18 protein-coding genes are annotated in these 15,698 nt (G+C 63.8%); 5 read left to right on the top strand and 13 right to left on the bottom strand.

Annotated elements, in window-relative coordinates; all coding sequences use genetic code 11:
* Positions 1-165: 165 nt before the first annotated feature.
* The 5 genes from CIT37_RS30790 to CIT37_RS30770 are packed head-to-tail and all read left to right on the top strand — an operon-like array spanning position 166 to position 3,751.
* Positions 166-777, top strand: a complete 612-nt coding sequence (locus CIT37_RS30790) for a DUF1285 domain-containing protein (protein ID WP_095426906.1) — start codon at positions 166-168, stop codon at positions 775-777.
* Positions 774-1,445 carry a CoA pyrophosphatase gene (locus CIT37_RS30785; protein ID WP_028141716.1) on the top strand — a complete coding sequence of 224 codons (672 nt, stop codon included), beginning with the start codon at positions 774-776 and terminating at the stop codon, positions 1,443-1,445. The genes CIT37_RS30790 and CIT37_RS30785 overlap by 4 nt, the downstream gene beginning before the upstream one ends.
* Positions 1,442-1,705 (top strand): DUF6111 family protein, encoded by a 264-nt coding sequence (locus CIT37_RS30780; protein WP_028141715.1) that lies wholly within the window; start codon positions 1,442-1,444, stop codon positions 1,703-1,705. The genes CIT37_RS30785 and CIT37_RS30780 overlap by 4 nt, the downstream gene beginning before the upstream one ends.
* Positions 1,706-1,715: 10 nt before the next feature.
* Positions 1,716-2,984: a CCA tRNA nucleotidyltransferase gene (locus CIT37_RS30775; RefSeq protein WP_038948318.1), complete on the top strand. Its 1,269-nt coding sequence runs from the start codon at positions 1,716-1,718 to the stop codon at positions 2,982-2,984.
* Positions 2,981-3,751, top strand: coding sequence for a sulfite exporter TauE/SafE family protein (locus tag CIT37_RS30770; RefSeq protein WP_028141713.1), 771 nt, complete (start codon positions 2,981-2,983; stop codon positions 3,749-3,751). Before CIT37_RS30775 ends, CIT37_RS30770 begins: the two co-directional genes overlap by 4 nt.
* 269 nt (positions 3,752-4,020) lie before the next feature.
* Here the strand turns inward: CIT37_RS30770 and CIT37_RS30765 are convergent, their stop codons facing one another.
* The 13 genes from CIT37_RS30765 to CIT37_RS30705 all read right to left on the bottom strand — a co-directional run bounded on the left by CIT37_RS30765 (position 4,021) and on the right by CIT37_RS30705 (position 15,623).
* Complete coding sequence (locus CIT37_RS30765; RefSeq protein WP_063711751.1) at positions 4,021-5,034, bottom strand: universal stress protein; 1,014 nt, start codon at positions 5,032-5,034, stop codon at positions 4,021-4,023.
* Between the two features lie 188 nt (positions 5,035-5,222).
* Positions 5,223-5,393 (bottom strand): hypothetical protein, encoded by a 171-nt coding sequence (locus CIT37_RS30760; protein ID WP_154694107.1) that lies wholly within the window; start codon positions 5,391-5,393, stop codon positions 5,223-5,225.
* Between the two features lie 369 nt (positions 5,394-5,762).
* Positions 5,763-6,113: a monovalent cation/H(+) antiporter subunit G gene (gene mnhG / locus CIT37_RS30755; protein WP_038948315.1), complete on the bottom strand. Its 351-nt coding sequence runs from the start codon at positions 6,111-6,113 to the stop codon at positions 5,763-5,765.
* Positions 6,110-6,391, bottom strand: coding sequence for a K+/H+ antiporter subunit F (locus CIT37_RS30750; protein ID WP_028141712.1), 282 nt, complete (start codon positions 6,389-6,391; stop codon positions 6,110-6,112). Before CIT37_RS30750 ends, mnhG begins: the two co-directional genes overlap by 4 nt.
* On the bottom strand, positions 6,388-6,876 hold the full coding sequence (locus tag CIT37_RS30745; protein ID WP_028141711.1) for a Na+/H+ antiporter subunit E: 489 nt from the start codon (positions 6,874-6,876) through the stop codon (positions 6,388-6,390). The genes CIT37_RS30750 and CIT37_RS30745 overlap by 4 nt, the downstream gene beginning before the upstream one ends.
* On the bottom strand, positions 6,873-8,432 hold the full coding sequence (locus tag CIT37_RS30740) for a monovalent cation/H+ antiporter subunit D (RefSeq protein WP_049824189.1): 1,560 nt from the start codon (positions 8,430-8,432) through the stop codon (positions 6,873-6,875). The genes CIT37_RS30745 and CIT37_RS30740 overlap by 4 nt, the downstream gene beginning before the upstream one ends.
* Positions 8,433-8,491: 59 nt before the next feature.
* On the bottom strand, positions 8,492-8,833 hold the full coding sequence (locus tag CIT37_RS30735) for a Na+/H+ antiporter subunit C (protein WP_028141709.1): 342 nt from the start codon (positions 8,831-8,833) through the stop codon (positions 8,492-8,494).
* A complete protein-coding gene (locus tag CIT37_RS30730; RefSeq protein WP_095426907.1) occupies positions 8,833-11,754 on the bottom strand; it encodes a monovalent cation/H+ antiporter subunit A in 2,922 nt (973 codons plus the stop codon). The genes CIT37_RS30735 and CIT37_RS30730 overlap by 1 nt, the downstream gene beginning before the upstream one ends.
* A gap of 544 nt (positions 11,755-12,298) precedes the next feature.
* Positions 12,299-12,505, bottom strand: a complete 207-nt coding sequence (locus CIT37_RS30725; protein WP_028141708.1) for a YodC family protein — start codon at positions 12,503-12,505, stop codon at positions 12,299-12,301.
* 364 nt (positions 12,506-12,869) lie between these two features.
* Positions 12,870-13,610, bottom strand: coding sequence for an HAD family hydrolase (locus tag CIT37_RS30720; protein WP_038948312.1), 741 nt, complete (start codon positions 13,608-13,610; stop codon positions 12,870-12,872).
* The gene (gene hemF / locus CIT37_RS30715; protein ID WP_095426927.1) at positions 13,607-14,494 is read right to left on the bottom strand and encodes an oxygen-dependent coproporphyrinogen oxidase; all 888 of its coding nucleotides are present in this window, start codon (positions 14,492-14,494) and stop codon (positions 13,607-13,609) included. The genes CIT37_RS30720 and hemF overlap by 4 nt, the downstream gene beginning before the upstream one ends.
* Before the next feature lie 19 nt (positions 14,495-14,513).
* Positions 14,514-15,146, bottom strand: a complete 633-nt coding sequence (gene queE / locus CIT37_RS30710; protein WP_028141705.1) for a 7-carboxy-7-deazaguanine synthase — start codon at positions 15,144-15,146, stop codon at positions 14,514-14,516.
* 15 nt (positions 15,147-15,161) lie between these two features.
* Positions 15,162-15,623, bottom strand: coding sequence for a tRNA (cytidine(34)-2'-O)-methyltransferase (locus CIT37_RS30705; RefSeq protein WP_028141704.1), 462 nt, complete (start codon positions 15,621-15,623; stop codon positions 15,162-15,164).
* Between the last annotated feature and the right edge of the window lie 75 nt (positions 15,624-15,698).

Below are 15,698 nucleotides of genomic sequence, written 5' to 3'. Positions count from 1 at the left end.
AATTAACCTATCCCCACCTTATCGGCTTCGGGTTATGTACGGCATCACGAAGTGGCGACCTCCCCCACCGGACTAATCCGGGGTGGAACCGTGCACCCGATTACAACGTAGACGTACAAGTCAGACTTGCACCAATCGTGCCAAAGGACAAAGTCAGGGCAAACCATGGCGAACCAAGGGCAGAGCGCCGATCGCGGTCTTGAGGGGCTGACTGCCGCCGCCAAAAGTGCTGCCAATGCCGAAGGCGCCAAGAGGGGGCTGCCTCCGGTGCATCTGTGGAATCCGCCGTTTTGCGGCGATCTCGACATCCGAATCGCCTCCGATGGTACTTGGTTCTACTTGGGGACGCCAATCGGGCGCCCCGCTCTGGTGCGGCTGTTCTCGACCATCCTCAAGCGCGAGGGCGACAGGCATTTCCTGGTCACGCCGGTGGAGAAGGTCGGCATCCGCGTCGACGACGCGCCCTTCATGGCGGTCGAGATGCAGAAGGACGGCGAGGGCAACCATCGCGTGCTGCGCTTCCGCACCAATGTCGACGACTGGGTCACCTGCGATGCCGCGCACCGGTTGCGTTTCGAGCAGGCCAGGGACGGCGGGCTGACGCCGTATCTGCACGTTCGCGCCGAGCTCTGGGCCAAGGTCACAAGGGCGCTCTATTACGATCTGGTTGACATGGGCGAGGAGCGGATGGTCGATGGCCAGCCGATGTTCGGCGTCGAATCGGCTGGCGAATTCTTCGCCATGGCCGATGCGGAGCAGGTGAGGGCCGCGCTTTGAACAAGCCTATCTTGAAGAGCGATCCTGTCGCCGCCGGCGCGGCGGATTTCTTCGCCCGCTCCAGGGCGAAGCTCGGCTTCGACGTTCCGCTCGGCCTCTACGATCCGAACATCATTCCCGCCTCGGGCGATCCCGGCACCGACAAGATGCTCGAGATCGTCGCGCGCGAGCAGCCGGTGCGCCCCGCGGCGGTCCTGATCGCGGTGGTCGATCATCCCGAGCCGACCATCTTGCTGACGCAGCGCTCGGCGCATCTCAACGACCATGCCGGCCAGATCGCTTTCCCCGGCGGCAAGATCGACGCCACCGACGCCTCGCCGCTGGATGCGGCGCTGCGCGAGGCCGAGGAGGAGGTCGGGCTGTCCAGAGACTTCGTCGAGCCGATCGGTTATCTCGATCTCTACGGCACCGCCTTCGGCTTCCGCATCCTGCCGACGGTCGCCAGGGTCAGGCCCGGCTTCGAGCTCACCATCAACCATTCCGAGGTTGATGATGCGTTCGAGGTGCCGCTATCCTTCCTGATGAACCCGGTGAACCACCAGGTGCACAGCAAGGAATTCCGCGGCATGGAGCGGTTCTACTACGCGATGCCGTTCGCGGAACGCTACATCTGGGGTGCGACGGCCGGCATGCTGCGTGTGCTGTATGAGCGGATCTATTCATCATGATCCGGCCGGTTCTGACCGAGATCGGAATCTTCCTCATTCCCTTTGCCGTCTACGCGTTGTTCCTGGCCGCGACGCGGTCCGGCCTGTTCGCGCGTTCCTCCTGGCCGGTCGCGGTCGTCGCGCGTCTTGCGCTGGCGGCGATCGTGCTGGTCATTGCGGGCCTGATCGGACTTGCGCACTTCTCCGGCGCCGCTCCGGATTCGACTTACGTTCCCGCCCATATCGAGAACGGCCGGCTGGTGCCGGGCGTGGAAAAATAGGGGCCGCACGATGAGCGCGGAGCCGATCCTTGCCCCGATTCTTGCCGATGCGCCCTGGCTGACCGCAGGCGGGACCGCGCGCGTCCTGCAATTGCTCAACGTCGACGGCGAGGAAGCGCGCGTGGTCGGCGGCGCCGTACGCAACGCGCTGCTCGGTCTTCAGCCCGGCGACATCGACATCGCGACCACCGCGCGGCCGGAGGAGGTGATCCGGCGCGCCAAGGCCGCCGGCATCAAGAGCGTGCCGACCGGCATCGACCACGGCACCGTCACGCTGGTGATCGACAGCCACCCCTATGAAGTCACGACCCTGCGCGAGGACACCGAAACCTTCGGCCGCAAGGCCAAGGTCGCGTTCGGCCGCGACTGGGTCAAGGACGCCGAGCGGCGCGACTTCACCATGAACGGCCTGTCGGTCGATGCGCGCGGCGTCGTCTACGACCATGTCGGCGGCATCGCGGATGCCAAAGCGCGCCGCGTGCGCTTCATCGGCGATCCCGACCAGCGCATCACTGAAGATTATTTGCGCATCCTGCGCTTCTTCCGCATCCACGCCGCCTTTGGTGCCGGCGATCCCGACCGCGACGGCTATCTCGCCTGCATTCGGGGGCGTGCGGGTCTTGCCAGCCTCTCGGCCGAGCGGGTGCGCATGGAGATGCTGAAGCTGCTGGTGGCCGGCGGCGCATCCGCGGCCGTGCTGGCCATGGCCGAGGGCGGATTGCTGCAAGCGCTGATCGGCGGCGTTGCCTATACCGGGCCGCTGTCGGCGATGATCGCGATCGAGCGCGAACTCGGCCTCATCGCCAGCAGCACGCGGCGCCTCGCCGCGCTGACCGTCGCCGTGACCGAGGATGCCAAGCGCGTCGCCGCGCGTCTGCGGCTCTCCAATGCCGAGACCAAGGCACTGGATTCGATGGGCCACCGCTGGTGGCGCTTCGCCGCCAAGGATGAGGCCAATGCACGGCGGCTGCTCTATCGGCTCGGCCCCGAGCGCTATCACGATCGTGTGTTGCTCGGCTGGGCGCGCGCCGGTGGCGACGTCACCTCGATGCGCTGGCGCGCTCTCGCCGAGCTGCCGCAGCGCTGGACTGCGCCGAAATTTCCGCTGAAGGCCGCCGACTTCATCGCGCGCGGTCTGGCCGAAGGACCAGCGCTCGGACATGTGTTGACGCTCGCCGAGGACGCTTGGCTTGCGGCGGATTTTCCCTTAGAGGAAGCCGCACTTGCTTCCATCGCCGATCAAGCTGCGGCACGCATCAGCCGCGACGAGAGAACGTGACCATCGTCTCAGGCTTCGCCGACATCTCGATCTTTCAGCTCCTGCTGGTGGCGTTGATGGCGTTGTTTGCTTCGATCATCGGTGGTCTCGCCGGCTACGGCACCGGCGCCCTGATGCCGCTGGTGCTGGTGCCGCTGGTCGGCGCCGAGCCGGTGGTGCCGATCATCGCGATCTCCGCCATCTTCACCAATTCCAGCCGAGCCGTTGCTTACTTGCGCTACGCCGACCGCCGCCGCGCGCTGATCGTGCTCGCCTGCGCCGCGCTGACGACCGCACTCGGCGCCTACGGCTATACGCGTCTCACCAATGCCGGCGCGGCGCTCGTGATCGGCACCATGCTGATCCTGAGCGTGCCGCTGCGCCGCGTCCTCCGCCGCCGAAAGGTCAAGATCGGCGACAGCGGCCTTGCCGCCGGGTCGGTCGGCTACGGCGTGCTGGTCGGCGGCACCTCGGGCTCAGGCGTGATCCTGCTGTCGCTGCTGATGGCCGCAGGCCTCGAAGGCGCCGCCGTGATCGCAACAGACGCGATGATCTCGCTCGGCACCGGCCTCATCAAGATCTCGGTGTTCGGCCTCGCCGGTGCCGTGACCGCGCAGGTGCTCGCCTTCGCACTGCTGATCGGAGCGATCGCGATCCCCGGCGCGTTCCTGGCAAAGGCCTTCGTGGAGCGGATGCCGGTGCACATCCACACCGTGATCCTCGATGTCGCCGTGATCACCGGCGGGCTGGTGATGATCTCGGCGGCGGCGAGGCAACTGATCGGGTAGCTGCTTCCTTCATTGCCGAGGACTCGTCTGAATATCGTTGAAGCTTGAACGCAACACCTTTCGCTTCATTGCGTTGACTCTGGACTTTGGCGTCACAATCCTGGTGGCAGACCGGTTGGTGCCAAGTGCCAGACGTGGAGATCAGGCTATGCCCAAGCAGTACGAGACGCCGGAGCAGCGGGAGAAGCGTGAACTCGACGAGGAACTCGATCGACAATTGCAGCAGACGTTTCCAGCCAGTGATCCGCCGAAAATCACGCGGAGTCCGATCAGACGAACCGCACCAAGGTTGGCTGCCCGCGACGCCGAACGACGACGCCGCTAGGTTCGGCGCCCCTCTCGGCCCTGTAAACGGCGCGGGGAAGAGCCACGGCACGCCTCACGCCTTCGGTTCGGGCGCGACTGCCTCCTTCGCCATCCCGAGCTTGGGGCTGGCGGGGGGGGACGACCAGGACGTCCACGTTCAGCGAGCGCAGGACTTCCTCCGTTACGCTCCCGATCAAGGCCCGAAGCAATCCGGATCGGCCGTGCGTACCCATCACGAGCATGTCGGGCCGCTTCTCCTCGACGGCACGGGTGATGATCTGCATGGGTCCGCCTTCGCCGACGCGAAGAGACCATCGTCGCGTGCCAAACTCGTTGGTCACCAGAAAACTGGTCAGTTCCTCCATTGCCCTGTGACGTTCGCTCTCGACATATCCGGTGATGACGGCCGAGCTAGCCCCAGAGCTGATCAATCGCGTCTTGGCCATCGGCGAGAAGGCGTGAAGAAGCGTCGCTCCGTCTTCTTCCAGAAGTCCGGTGGACAGGCCGATGCGGATTGCTTCAGCCGATGTTTCTGACATGTCGACCGGCACCAGAACCCGTTCATAGCGCCGCTGGGCCTCGTTGTTCACCATCAGCACGGGATATTTTCCACCGCGAATGACACGTTCGATGGTGGTCCCTGTAAAAATATCGCGCAAAAATTGCTTGCGATGGCCGCCCATCACGATGAGATCTGCGCCGACTGCTGCGGCCGCGCGCAATATCCCGTCGAAGGGATGGCCCTTGACGACGGTCGGATAGCAGCGAGCGTCATGCAGCTCGGGCATGGACCCGATCTGCTCCACCAGCACCCGCTGTGCCTCCCGTTCTTCCATGCGGACCAGATCGGCCGGCTGGTCTTCATCAACGACGTGAACAAGGTGCAGCTCGGCACGGCGGGAGCGAGCCAGAAGGCCAGCTTGCCGGAGCGCGCGATGGGAGCGCGTAGAGAAATCCGTCGCAGCGACGATGATCATGTCAGGACCCTCATATTGGCCAACGATGGCAAGTCGATTTCGTGCCAGCGGTGGAAATTCGATTGGCTTGGAAGCGGCTCATGCCCGCGAACGCGCGACGCGCCGCGAGAGGCGGAGCGCGGTAACGCGTCGCGGTCAAAAGCAAATGGTGTACACGGCGGCAGGGGGTGACAAAGCACCCTCCAAAGTCACCTTTTCGGATCGCGAGGAATCGGCGGCGGACGGCGCGCAAATGCCGCGCGGAATCCGTCGGGATCGCAAATCCAGATGAACATCATCCACGAGGTCAGGACGAGCAGCGCTGAAAATACCGACATGAGGAACTCCCGGCTTGGTTTGGAATCGTCGAGTTGCCGCACCCGGGCGATCCGCAATCGCCCGGGTCACCGGCCGATCTGCAGCCGGTTCCCCTGAATTCGATCTCGTGGCACTTTGGTCATCACGGCCTCTGTTTGGGATGCAGCCGATTTCCGAGCGGCATCCCGCATTGCTGGCGTGTCTGAAGCCTCGCCCCTCGGAAGCGCGGCGCGTGCCGAACGCGGAGCCAATTGCTCGGGTCGCACGGCCGGCTGAAGGTTGCGGCGAACTCGCGCGCAGCTCGGTATCATCCACGCGCTAGACGTAGGCATTCGCCGCGAGAATCAAATGCGACATTTAGCCGGCCTTGGCCGATCCGCAGAGCCGCCTGCAATCAGCGCGTGGTCGTTTGTGGCGCCGTGTGCTTTGTCCTAATTATTCTCTGGTTCGCGCGCTGGCGGACTTTGTTCGGCGGTATCGCGGAATCGGGCTGCGCCGACCAACACAGTCAGCGCGATAGGGGTGGTCACGACGCCAAGCCCTACAATCAGGATTTCGTGCAACACCGGTCTGCTCTGCAGGACCGAGAAGTAGACCATCGAAGCGGCCGCGATGAAGACGGTGCCGAGCGTCGTCCCCAGCGTCGGCGCATGGACCCGCTCGTAAAATGTGCCGAGACGCAACAGGCCGAGCGAACCGACAAGCGTGACGGCCGCGCCAGTGAGCAGAAGAACTGCCGTGAGAACCGCAGCCCAGGGCGGCAATTGTTCGATGCCGTTCATTCGATCACCTCGCCGCGGAGCAGAAACTTGGCCAGTGCAACCGTCGCGACGAAGCCGAACAGCGCCATGGCCAGAGCCGCCTCGAAATAAAGCGCTTCGCCGGATCGAATCCCGAACGTCAGAAGCAACAACATCGCGTTCACGGACAACGTGTCGAAGCCCAGGACGCGATCCTGTGCCCGCGGCCCTAGAAAGATGCGGAAGGCGCCGCAGCCGATCGCCAACCCGAGCAGCACTTGCGCGGCAACGAGCGAGTAGGTCAGCATGAGCTGGCTCATTCGAATATCTCCAGCAGATGGCGTTCGTAGCGGTCCTTGATCGTGCGGATCCACTCGTTTTCATCGACGAGGTCCAGAACATGGATCATCAACGAACCCTTCTGAGCGTCGAAATTCACCCACAGCGTTCCGGGGGTCGACGTGATGATGCAAGCCAATGAGGCCAACCCGTACGGGTTGCGCATGTCGAGGGGAATTTTCACGAAACCCGCCGTTCGCTGTCGGCGTCCAAAACCGAGAACGATTTGTCCAACCGCCAGATTGGAGCGGACGATGTCGACCGCGACCAGTCCCAACAGTCGCAGAATGACGCGGGGTCGTCTGACCAGCACGCTCGGTAACTCCAGCACGGTGAGAATCCGCCCGCCGACGAGCGCGACCATGCAGCCGAGGAGGATGTGCCCGAGCGTGGCTGCTTGATTGAGCAGCAGCCACAATGCGAGAAGGCAGAAGCTCACGATCGGAAAGGGCAGAAAGCGTGTCATTTGCCCTCCGCTTTTCGGCTGCCTTCGGGGGCGGCCTCCAGGACGTCGCTGACGTAGCCCGCCGGCGCGTGCAGAGATTGTGCCGTAGCCTGCATGAAACGGATCACGGGACCGGCCAGGACCGTTTGGGCGGCGCAGATGATCAGCAGGAACATGATCGGCGCCATCTCGATCACGCGCACGCGCGGCACGGTGCGATCGGGCGAGGCCCAGAAGATGCGGATTCCCGCGCGGGCCATCGCGACCAACGTCGCGAAACCAGAGAAGATCAGCACAACGAGGAGCGCCCATCCGCTGCCGGGAACGGCGCCGTTTTGATGCGTCTCTGTCGGATTGAGCGCCGCCGCGAGCAGCGCGAATTTAGCGATGAAGCCGGACAGCGGAGGCAGCCCGGCGATGACCAGCGCACAGCCGATGAAAGCGACGCCGAGTAAGCCCATCGTGGCTACGATGGCGGTGCCGACGTCCTCTTCCGCTTCGCCTGTCTCGTCCTCTTCTCCATAGGCTTCCCGGGTGACGGCGATCATGTCCGCTCCAGGTTCGCGGCCGCGTTCGATGAGCTCGACGAGAAGGAAGAAGGCGCTGATGCCGAGCGTCGAGCTGACCAGGTAAAAGAGCGCTGCACTGGTGATGCCGACCTGTCCCATCCCCGTGGCAGCGAGCACCGTTCCGGAGGATACGAGCACCGAAAAGCCGCCGAGGCGTGCGGTATCCTGCGATGCCAACGTGCCGATCGCTCCGAACAGGGTCGTCGCCAAGCCGCCCCACAATAACCAGTCGCTGCCGAAGCCGGCCGATGCGCCGGCGCCTTCGCCGAAAAGCAAAAGCGACAGACGCAGTAAGACATACACGCCGACCTTCGTCATGATCGCAAAGATCGACGCCACCGGCGGACTTGCGGCTGCGTAGGCCGTCGGGAGCCAGAAGCTCAGAGGCCACATTCCGGCCTTGAGCAGGAAGGCGACCGCCAGCACGCCCGCACCTGCTTCGAGCAAGCCCCGGCTCTCGGCGGCGATGGCGGGCACTCTTGCCGCGAGATCCGCCATGTTGAGCGTCCCGGTGACGCCGTAGATCAGGCTGACCCCGATCAGAAACAACAGCGACGCCGCCAGGTTCACGACGATGTAATGCAGCCCCGCCTTCACCCGTGCAATGCCGGAACCGTGCAGCAGAAGGCCGTATGATGCCGCCAGCAACAGCTCGAAGAACACGAACAGGTTGAAAAGATCGCCGGTGAGGAAGGCGCCGTTGAGGCCCATCAGCAGGAATTGAAACAGGGAATGGAAATGCGCGCCTGCCCGGTGCCAACGGGCAAGAGAGAACACCGCCGTGGCCAGCGCCAGGACGTTGGTCAGGAGCAGCATGAGGGCGGACAGCCGATCGAGAACGAGGACGATTCCGAACGGAGCAGGCCAATTGCCCAGACGGTAGACTTCCCTGGTTCCTGCACCGGACATTCCGAGCAAGATCACCGCGATGCAAACGAGTGCAACGGTTCCGGTGACATTGAGGCCTGCCACGATGGCTCGGTGTCTTTCTCCGTTGAGCAGCAGCATGCCGGCACCTGCCAGCAAAGGCAGGAGGATTGGCGCGATGACCAGACTTGCAGCGCCGCTCACGCTTCCGGCTCCTGACCGTCCACATGATCGGTCCGTGCCAGGCCGCGCGATGCGAGCAGAACCACCAGGAACAGAGCGGTGGTCGCGAAGCTGATGACGATTGCAGTCAGCACCAGCGCCTGCGGGAGCGGATCAGCATGCTTGGCGACATCGCCGATCTCCTTTGCGATAAGCACCGGAGCCCCGCTCCGCACCCGCCCCACGGCCACGATGAAGAGATTGACGGCGTAAGAGAGCAATGACAGCCCGATGATGACTTGAAACGTGCGCGGCCGGAGGATCAGCCACACGCCGGACGCCGCAAGCGTACCGATACCGATCGCCAGCACGAGCTCCATCAGACCAGTTCCTCCTTCGACCGCTCGCCGGGCAAGCGCTGGCCGGTCTGGAGTGGACCTCCGTAGCGACGCAACGATTGATGCGCGATTGCGATGAGCATCAGCACCGTGGCACCGACCACGAGCGAGAACACGCCGATGTCGAAAAGGAAGGCGCTGGCCATCGGGACACGGCCGACCAGAGGCAGCTCGGCATACGCAAAGTACGAGGTCAGGAAGGGGTATCCGAAGACGCAGGCGGCGGCTCCCGTGCCCCCCGCCAACAGAAGCCCGAAGCCCATCCAGCGCACGGGCATGACGTGAAGACGAGCTTCCACCCATGCCGTGCCGCGAGCCATGTACTGCAGGATGAACGCGGTCGCCATTGCGACGCCTGCCACGAAGCCTCCGCCTGGAAGGTCATGCCCGCGCAACAGGAGGAAGATCGCCACGACGCCGATCACCGGAAACAGCAGCCCCATCATCAGCGCCGCAGTCTCCGTTGTATCCTTGGCAGTGTCTCCCTTCTGTCGATCGGGATGCGCTTCGTCGTGGCTATCCTGCGCGTGCTGCTGTTCGGGAACGGGAATGCTCTCGGGCGCCGGACGGAAGCGGCGCAAGAGCGCGTAGACGGTCAGTGCAACGACCGCGAGCACCGTGATCTCGCCCATCGTATCGAATCCGCGGAAGTCCACCAGGATGACGTTGACCACGTTGGTTCCGCCACCTTTCGTGTACGCGTTTTCGACGAAGTATCGCGAGATGCTGTCCGTAGCCGGGTGCTGCATCACTGCCAGCGCGAGCGTGGCCAGCCCGACGCCGGCGAAGAGCGCGATAGCGAAGTCACGCACGCGGTGCCATCGAATCCTGCCGGCGGCCTGGCTCGCGCCGACCGGTGCGACGCGCTTCGGCAACCATCGCAAGCCGAGCAACAGGAGAACCGTCGTCACCGTCTCGACGACGATCTGCGTCAGCGCGACATCGGGAGCGGACAGCCACACGAAGCTGACGCAGGTCACGAGACCGGCAGTCCCGAGCAGGATCAGCGCGACGACACGATGGAATTTAGCCTGGACCGCAGCGCCGATGGCGCAGGCAGCGCCCACCGCCCAGAGCAATGCAAAGGCGAGGTCAAACTTGGCCCCTAGGGGATTCGCCAGCATGATGCCACGTGAATAGAGTGGCAGCAGGGCAGCGACGAACGCCACGCCGGCCAGGATCCTCAACTGTGGCTGGAGATGTCTCGTCCCGAGCTTGCTCGCCAGCCAGCGTGCAAGTCGCCAGGATAACGTCACCATCATCCAGTCAAAGATCTGCTTGCCGCTGAAGCGGCCGAGCAAGGGCGGTCCCTCGTTGACGAGGAGGTAGGAGCGCAGCATCACATAGACGCCCACCCCACCCACCATCGCCAGGACGCTCATCAGCAGTTCGGGGGTAAAGCCATGCCATATTCTCAGGCTGTACTCCGGCATCCTGGAACCGAGAACTGCTCCAGCAGCGGTATCGAGGATAGGTGCAACGGTTAACGCGGGAGCGATGCCCACGACGATACATGCGAGCACGAGAAGCTCGGCCGGAAGTCGCATCAGGAGCGGGGGCTCGTGAGGCGTGCGCGGGAGGCCGACCGGGGCCGGGCCGAAGAACACGTCGCGAATGAACCGGAGCGAATAGGCCACGCTGAAAGTGCTCGCGGCGGTGACGATATAGGGAAGCGCTCGATCGACCAGCGAGTTGTCATGAATCTCGATCGTCTCGGCGAAGAACATCTCTTTCGAGAGGAATCCGTTCAGCAGCGGCACACCGGCCATCGACCCGGCGGCGACCATGGCCAGAGTCGCCGTGATCGGCATGAACGCCCAGAGACCGCTCAAGCGGCGAATGTCGCGAGTGCCGGTTTCGTGATCGATGATGCCCGCGGCCATGAACAGCGATGCCTTGAACGTGGCATGGTTCATGATGTGGAAGATCGCTGCGATCTGCCCGAACGGCGTATCCAGTCCGGTCAGGAGCGTGATCAAGCCGAGGTGGCTGATCGTCGAGTAGGCCAGCAGCCCCTTCAAATCCTGCTGGAACACCGCGAGAAATGCGCCCAAGAGAAAGGTGATCAAACCAGCCGATCCCACCAGCCACAACCATTCGTTCGATCCGCCCAGGGCCGGCCAGAGCCTGACCAAAAGAAACACGCCGGCCTTCACCATCGTTGCCGAATGGAGATAAGCGGATACGGGGGTCGGAGCCGCCATCGCGTGCGGCAGCCAAAAATGGAACGGAAATTGGGCGCTCTTGGTCAGCGCGCCGAGCAGGACCAGCACGAGTGCAGGGACATAGAGCGCGTGCGAACGGATCGCGTCTCCGGAAGCGAGCACCTTGTCCAGGTCATAGCTGCCTACGATGTGACCGATCAGCAGCACGCCGGCGAAGAGGCAAAGTCCGCCGGTCGAAGTGATCACCAGCGCCATTCGTGCGCCGTCCCTTGCAGCCGAATTGTGATGCCAGTAGCTGATCAGCAAGAACGAAAACAGGCTGGTCAGTTCCCAGAAGAAAACCAGTTGCAACAGGTTGCCGGAGAATACGATCCCCAGCATTGCGCCCATGAACGCGAGCAGGAAGGAAAAGAAGCGCGGAACGGGATCGCTTGGCGACATATAGTAGCGGGCATACAGCACCACCAGAAAGCCAATTCCGGTGACCAGCATTGCGAAGGCCCATGCGAAGCCATCAAGTCTCAGCGCAAACGCGAGTCCGAGTTCGGGCACCCACTCCGTTCGCCACCCGATGACGCCACCATTCGCGACATCGGGATAAGCCGTGGCGATGAGGCCGAACGCGGCGAGTGCAACTCCTCCGGCGAGCCATGCCTCGGCGTTGCGCGCATTGACCTGCAACAGGGCGGCAATGAAGCTTCCGGCGAAAGGAAGGACGAGAACGGCAAGGAGGAACATTTGCGTTCATTGCCCCAAACTGCGAGGTGGCGAGAGGTCGTCCGCTGGTCCTCAATTGCTTAGCCGACGCGGGCGGATATCTCTACTGCTAGATTTTCGCGATGGTGCCGACTTGAGCGGGCGGAAATTGCGGCCGCGAGAGCGCCGCGCAGAGCATAGAAGCCCCGGGGCGCGATGTGCGCCAGCCACTCATCTCGACGTGGCGGAAATTCGGAACGGTGTCACGCTATCTGCCGGAACGTTCGTTGTTCCATCGCAGGTGCGCGTGGATGCTGCGTTCGACTATATCCACCGCGGTCCAAAATTGCGGCTCACAGTCGCGTCAAACTGTCGCCCCTGTCTGCTGGAGAGCGAATGATCGCCTTTAGCGACGCGCGCCCCAGCATGATTCGAAATCAGACGAGCTGTCTACAAAGGCCTTCATCGCAAGTCCCGCAATCATCTGGCGATGTCCGCTACCGCGCCGTTGTTGGCGGAGAAGCGGACATCACGAGCAGCCGGAGCGAAGCGCTCCGATCTAACGAGGATGCAGTCTTAGGTGTGCCTACTCCTCGTCTTCGTCGTCCTCGTCGTCATCATCCTCGTCCACTTCTTCCAGGCGCTCGAGCACGGCGAGCGGCAGCGTCTCGCGAAACAGGTCGCCTTCGACGCCCATCCAGAGACAGATCACGTCGTCGCCCTTCACGTTCGCGACGGTCAGCGGCTGGCCGCCGGATTTCAGCATGACGATATCGCCGGCTTTCAGTTCCATGGATGGTCCTTTCGGTTGATTGACTTAAGAAGCTAACAAGCCGGCATGACGCGCCGATCACGGGATGCGGGATCAGTGGATGTCCTGCGGCAGCGCGCATCCGCTGCCAGACTGCTGAAACGCCGATGATGGAGTGTCAAGCCGGAGCAGTCCCATTGCGAGAGGCAAAGGCGCTTCTCGGATGGGGTGCGCAGGGGGTACGTCCCGTGCGTCGCGATGATGGCATCATGCGCCTGTTTTGCCCGACAGGTCAAATCATTTCGTAAAATCAGAAATTAATTTTGCGCGTGCTGTAAGCCGTTGTAATTGCAGCAGCGCCCTACTGTGCATGGGGTTGTTTTCGATATTTTGTCTTCGGGCTCGGTTACGGCCGCTCCGGCACCAGCTCGGTCAGCGAGCGGATGATGCGGTCGGGCCTGACCGTCGAGCCTTCGGGCAGGCCGTCGCCGTGCACGTCGATCCAGATCGAATAGATGCCGAGGCGCTGCGGCGTCACCACTTCCCATTCCAGATTGTCGCCGATCATCCAGGTGTCCCTTGCGGAAACGCCCAGCGCCTCCATCGCGTGCAGATAGGCGCGCTCCTCCGGCTTGCCGAAACCGTGCTCACCCTCGATCTGGATATGGTCGAAGCGATGAGTCAACTCGAACCGCTCGACCTTGGCGCGCTGCATGTCGGCGGCGCCGTTGGTGACCAGCGCGAGCTTGATGCCGCGTGCCCTGAACGCGTCGATCGCATCATGCGCGCCGGGGAAGACGAAGATTGCTTCCTCGCGATAGGTGGTGAAGCGGTCGGCGATGCGATCGGCGAGATCGTCGGGCAGGGCGCGATGGCCGTTTGCGGCGAGCGCGGCGAAGCCGCCGCGCACGGTGAGCCTCCGCGCCTCGCCGAGCTTCATCCGCCAGATCGGCTCCGCAGTCGACCAGAACTGCCGCGCAAAGGCGAGCACCGCGGTTGCGACTTGCGCCGGCGGCAGCGGCGCCAGCTCTTCGGCAAACTCGTTCGCGATCGTGTTCCAGGCGATCTCGGGCCGGCCATAGGCCGACAGGATGGTGTCATCCATGTCGATCAGCATGGCGCGCGGCAGCGGCCTCGAAACAGTCATGGCCACTTCACCTCCGGCGGCATCGACGACAGGATCGAATCCACATTGCCGCCGGTCTTCAGCCCGAAGATGGTGCCGCGATCGTAGAGCAGGTTGAATTCGACATAGCGGCCGCGCCGGATCAATTGCTCCTCGCGGTCCGTGGCGGTCCAGCCTGCCGCGAAATTGCGCCTGACGATGTCGGGATAGATCTTCAGGAAGGCGCGGCCGACGTCCTTGGTGAAGGCGAGGTCGGCGTCCCAGTCACCGCTGTCGTGCCAGTCGTAGAAGATGCCGCCGATGCCGCGGGCCTCCTTGCGGTGCGGCAGGTAGAAATATTCGTCGCACCATTTCTTGTACTTGTCGTAGTCGGCAACCCCGTTCGGCTGGTTGCAGGCTTGCTTCATCGCGGCGTGGAAGGCGATGCTGTCGGCATCGTCCTGGGTGCGCCGTCGGTCGAGCACCGGTGTGAGATCGGCGCCGCCGCCGAACCAGGCTTTCGTGGTGACCACGAAGCGGGTGTTCATGTGCACGGCGGGCACGTTAGGATTGCGCATATGCGCGATCAGCGAGATGCCGGAGGCCCAGAATTTTGGATCGTCCGCGGCGCCGGGGATCTGGGCGCGAAATTCGGGCGCGAACTCGCCGTGCACGGTCGAGCAGTGCACGCCGACCTTCTCGAACAGGCGGCCGTGCATCATCGACATCACGCCGCCACCTCCAGCCGCGCCGGTATGGTCGGTGCGCTGCCAGGGCGTGCGCTTGAAGCGGCCGGCTTCGCCTGGATAAAGGCTTTGCGGGGCGTCGTCCTCGAGCCGCTCGAAGCTGGCGCAGATGTCGTCGCGCAAGGCTTCGAACCAGGTGCGGGCGCGGGTCTTGCGGTCGTCGATCGTCGACATGTCCATCTGCATTCCCAGTCGCGTCCTATCTGATGCCGAGCGATTTATGCGTCTGCACGCTGAGCCGCCATTGCGGATGATGCAGGCAATAGTCGATCGCGCGCGCGGTGTTCTCGATGACCTCCGGTCCGTCCATCGGCTGCAGCGAAAAGCGCTCGAAGGCGAGGCCCTCGAACGTCTCGGGCGCGGCGAGGGCCTGCGGATAGACCAGCTTCAGCTCGTGGCCCTGGCGCAGCACCAGCTCGCTGCCGCCCTTGGGACTGACGCAGATCCAGTCGAGCCCCTCCGGCGCTGCGATGGTGCCGTTGGTCTCGACGCCGATCTCGAAGCCGCGGGCGTGGAGCGCCTCGATCAGCGCGGCGTCGACCTGGAGCAGCGGCTCGCCTCCGGTCAGTACCACGTAGCGGTTGGCGGCGGCCGCAGTCCATTGCGCGGCGATGGTGTCGGCGAGCTCCGCGGCCGAGCCGTAGCGGCCGCCGAAGGTGCCGTCGGTTCCCACGAAATCCGTGTCGCAGAACTTGCAGGTGGCCTCAAGGCGGTCCGCCTCGCGGCCGCTCCAGAGGTTGCAGCCGGCAAAACGGCAGAACACGGACGCGCGCCCGGCATGGGCGCCTTCGCCTTGCAGGGTCAGGAAGATTTCCTTGACCGCGTAACTCAATCGTCTCTCCTCAATCTATCGGGCTTGCGGGTTCCGGATCTGCCGCAGCGCCTCGCCGGCGGCCATGGCCGCGGTCATGGCGACATTGAGCGACCGCAGCCCCGCCTTGATCGGGATCACCAGCCGGGCATCGGCGGCCTCGACCACCGCGTCCGTGACACCGGCGCTCTCGCGCCCGAATAGCAGGATGTCCGACGTCTGGTAACGGAAATCGCGGTAGTCGGTGGCAGCTTTCGTGGTGAACAGCAGCAGGCGGTAGCCATGTGCGGCGCGCCAGTCCTCGAATTTGGCCCAGGAGTCGTGTCTGATAAGGCTGACGTGGTCGAGGTAGTCCATTCCCGCCCGGCGGAACAGGCGGTCGGAGACGGGGAAGCCCGCCGGTTCGATGATATGGGCGGCGATGCCCAGGCAGGCGCAAAGCCTGAGAATCGTGCCGGTGTTCTGGGCGATGTCGGGTTGGAAAAGCGCTATCTGCATGGGCTGTGCGAGGGCTGTATCGGGGGCGATGCGGGCCGGAAATGTCTCAATAAAACATCGCCTGCCCGGGAATTC

The sequence above is a fragment of the Bradyrhizobium ottawaense genome (assembly GCF_002278135.3).
Classification (GTDB): Bacteria; Pseudomonadota; Alphaproteobacteria; order Rhizobiales; family Xanthobacteraceae; genus Bradyrhizobium; species Bradyrhizobium ottawaense.
Note: the sequence above shows the minus strand (reverse complement) of the source record. Positions and strands in the feature narration are given on the sequence as shown.

Coding starts and splice junctions, on each gene's coding strand:
- CIT37_RS30725 (WP_028141708.1), bottom strand. CDS start 12,505: ATGGAACTGAAAGCCGGCGATATCGTCATGCTGAAATCCGGCGGCCAG.
- CIT37_RS30780 (WP_028141715.1), top strand. CDS start 1,442: ATGATCCGGCCGGTTCTGACCGAGATCGGAATCTTCCTCATTCCCTTT.
- CIT37_RS30730 (WP_095426907.1), bottom strand. CDS start 11,754: ATGTTCCTCCTTGCCGTTCTCGTCCTTCCTTTCGCCGGAAGCTTCATT.
- CIT37_RS30705 (WP_028141704.1), bottom strand. CDS start 15,623: ATGCAGATAGCGCTTTTCCAACCCGACATCGCCCAGAACACCGGCACG.
- CIT37_RS30720 (WP_038948312.1), bottom strand. CDS start 13,610: ATGACTGTTTCGAGGCCGCTGCCGCGCGCCATGCTGATCGACATGGAT.
- CIT37_RS30790 (WP_095426906.1), top strand. CDS start 166: ATGGCGAACCAAGGGCAGAGCGCCGATCGCGGTCTTGAGGGGCTGACT.
- CIT37_RS30750 (WP_028141712.1), bottom strand. CDS start 6,391: ATGAGCCAGCTCATGCTGACCTACTCGCTCGTTGCCGCGCAAGTGCTG.
- CIT37_RS30775 (WP_038948318.1), top strand. CDS start 1,716: ATGAGCGCGGAGCCGATCCTTGCCCCGATTCTTGCCGATGCGCCCTGG.
- CIT37_RS30735 (WP_028141709.1), bottom strand. CDS start 8,833: ATGGAGCTCGTGCTGGCGATCGGTATCGGTACGCTTGCGGCGTCCGGC.
- mnhG (WP_038948315.1), bottom strand. CDS start 6,113: ATGAACGGCATCGAACAATTGCCGCCCTGGGCTGCGGTTCTCACGGCA.
- hemF (WP_095426927.1), bottom strand. CDS start 14,494: ATGGACATGTCGACGATCGACGACCGCAAGACCCGCGCCCGCACCTGG.
- CIT37_RS30740 (WP_049824189.1), bottom strand. CDS start 8,432: ATGCTGCTGCTCAACGGAGAAAGACACCGAGCCATCGTGGCAGGCCTC.
- CIT37_RS30765 (WP_063711751.1), bottom strand. CDS start 5,034: ATGATCATCGTCGCTGCGACGGATTTCTCTACGCGCTCCCATCGCGCG.
- CIT37_RS30745 (WP_028141711.1), bottom strand. CDS start 6,876: ATGACACGCTTTCTGCCCTTTCCGATCGTGAGCTTCTGCCTTCTCGCA.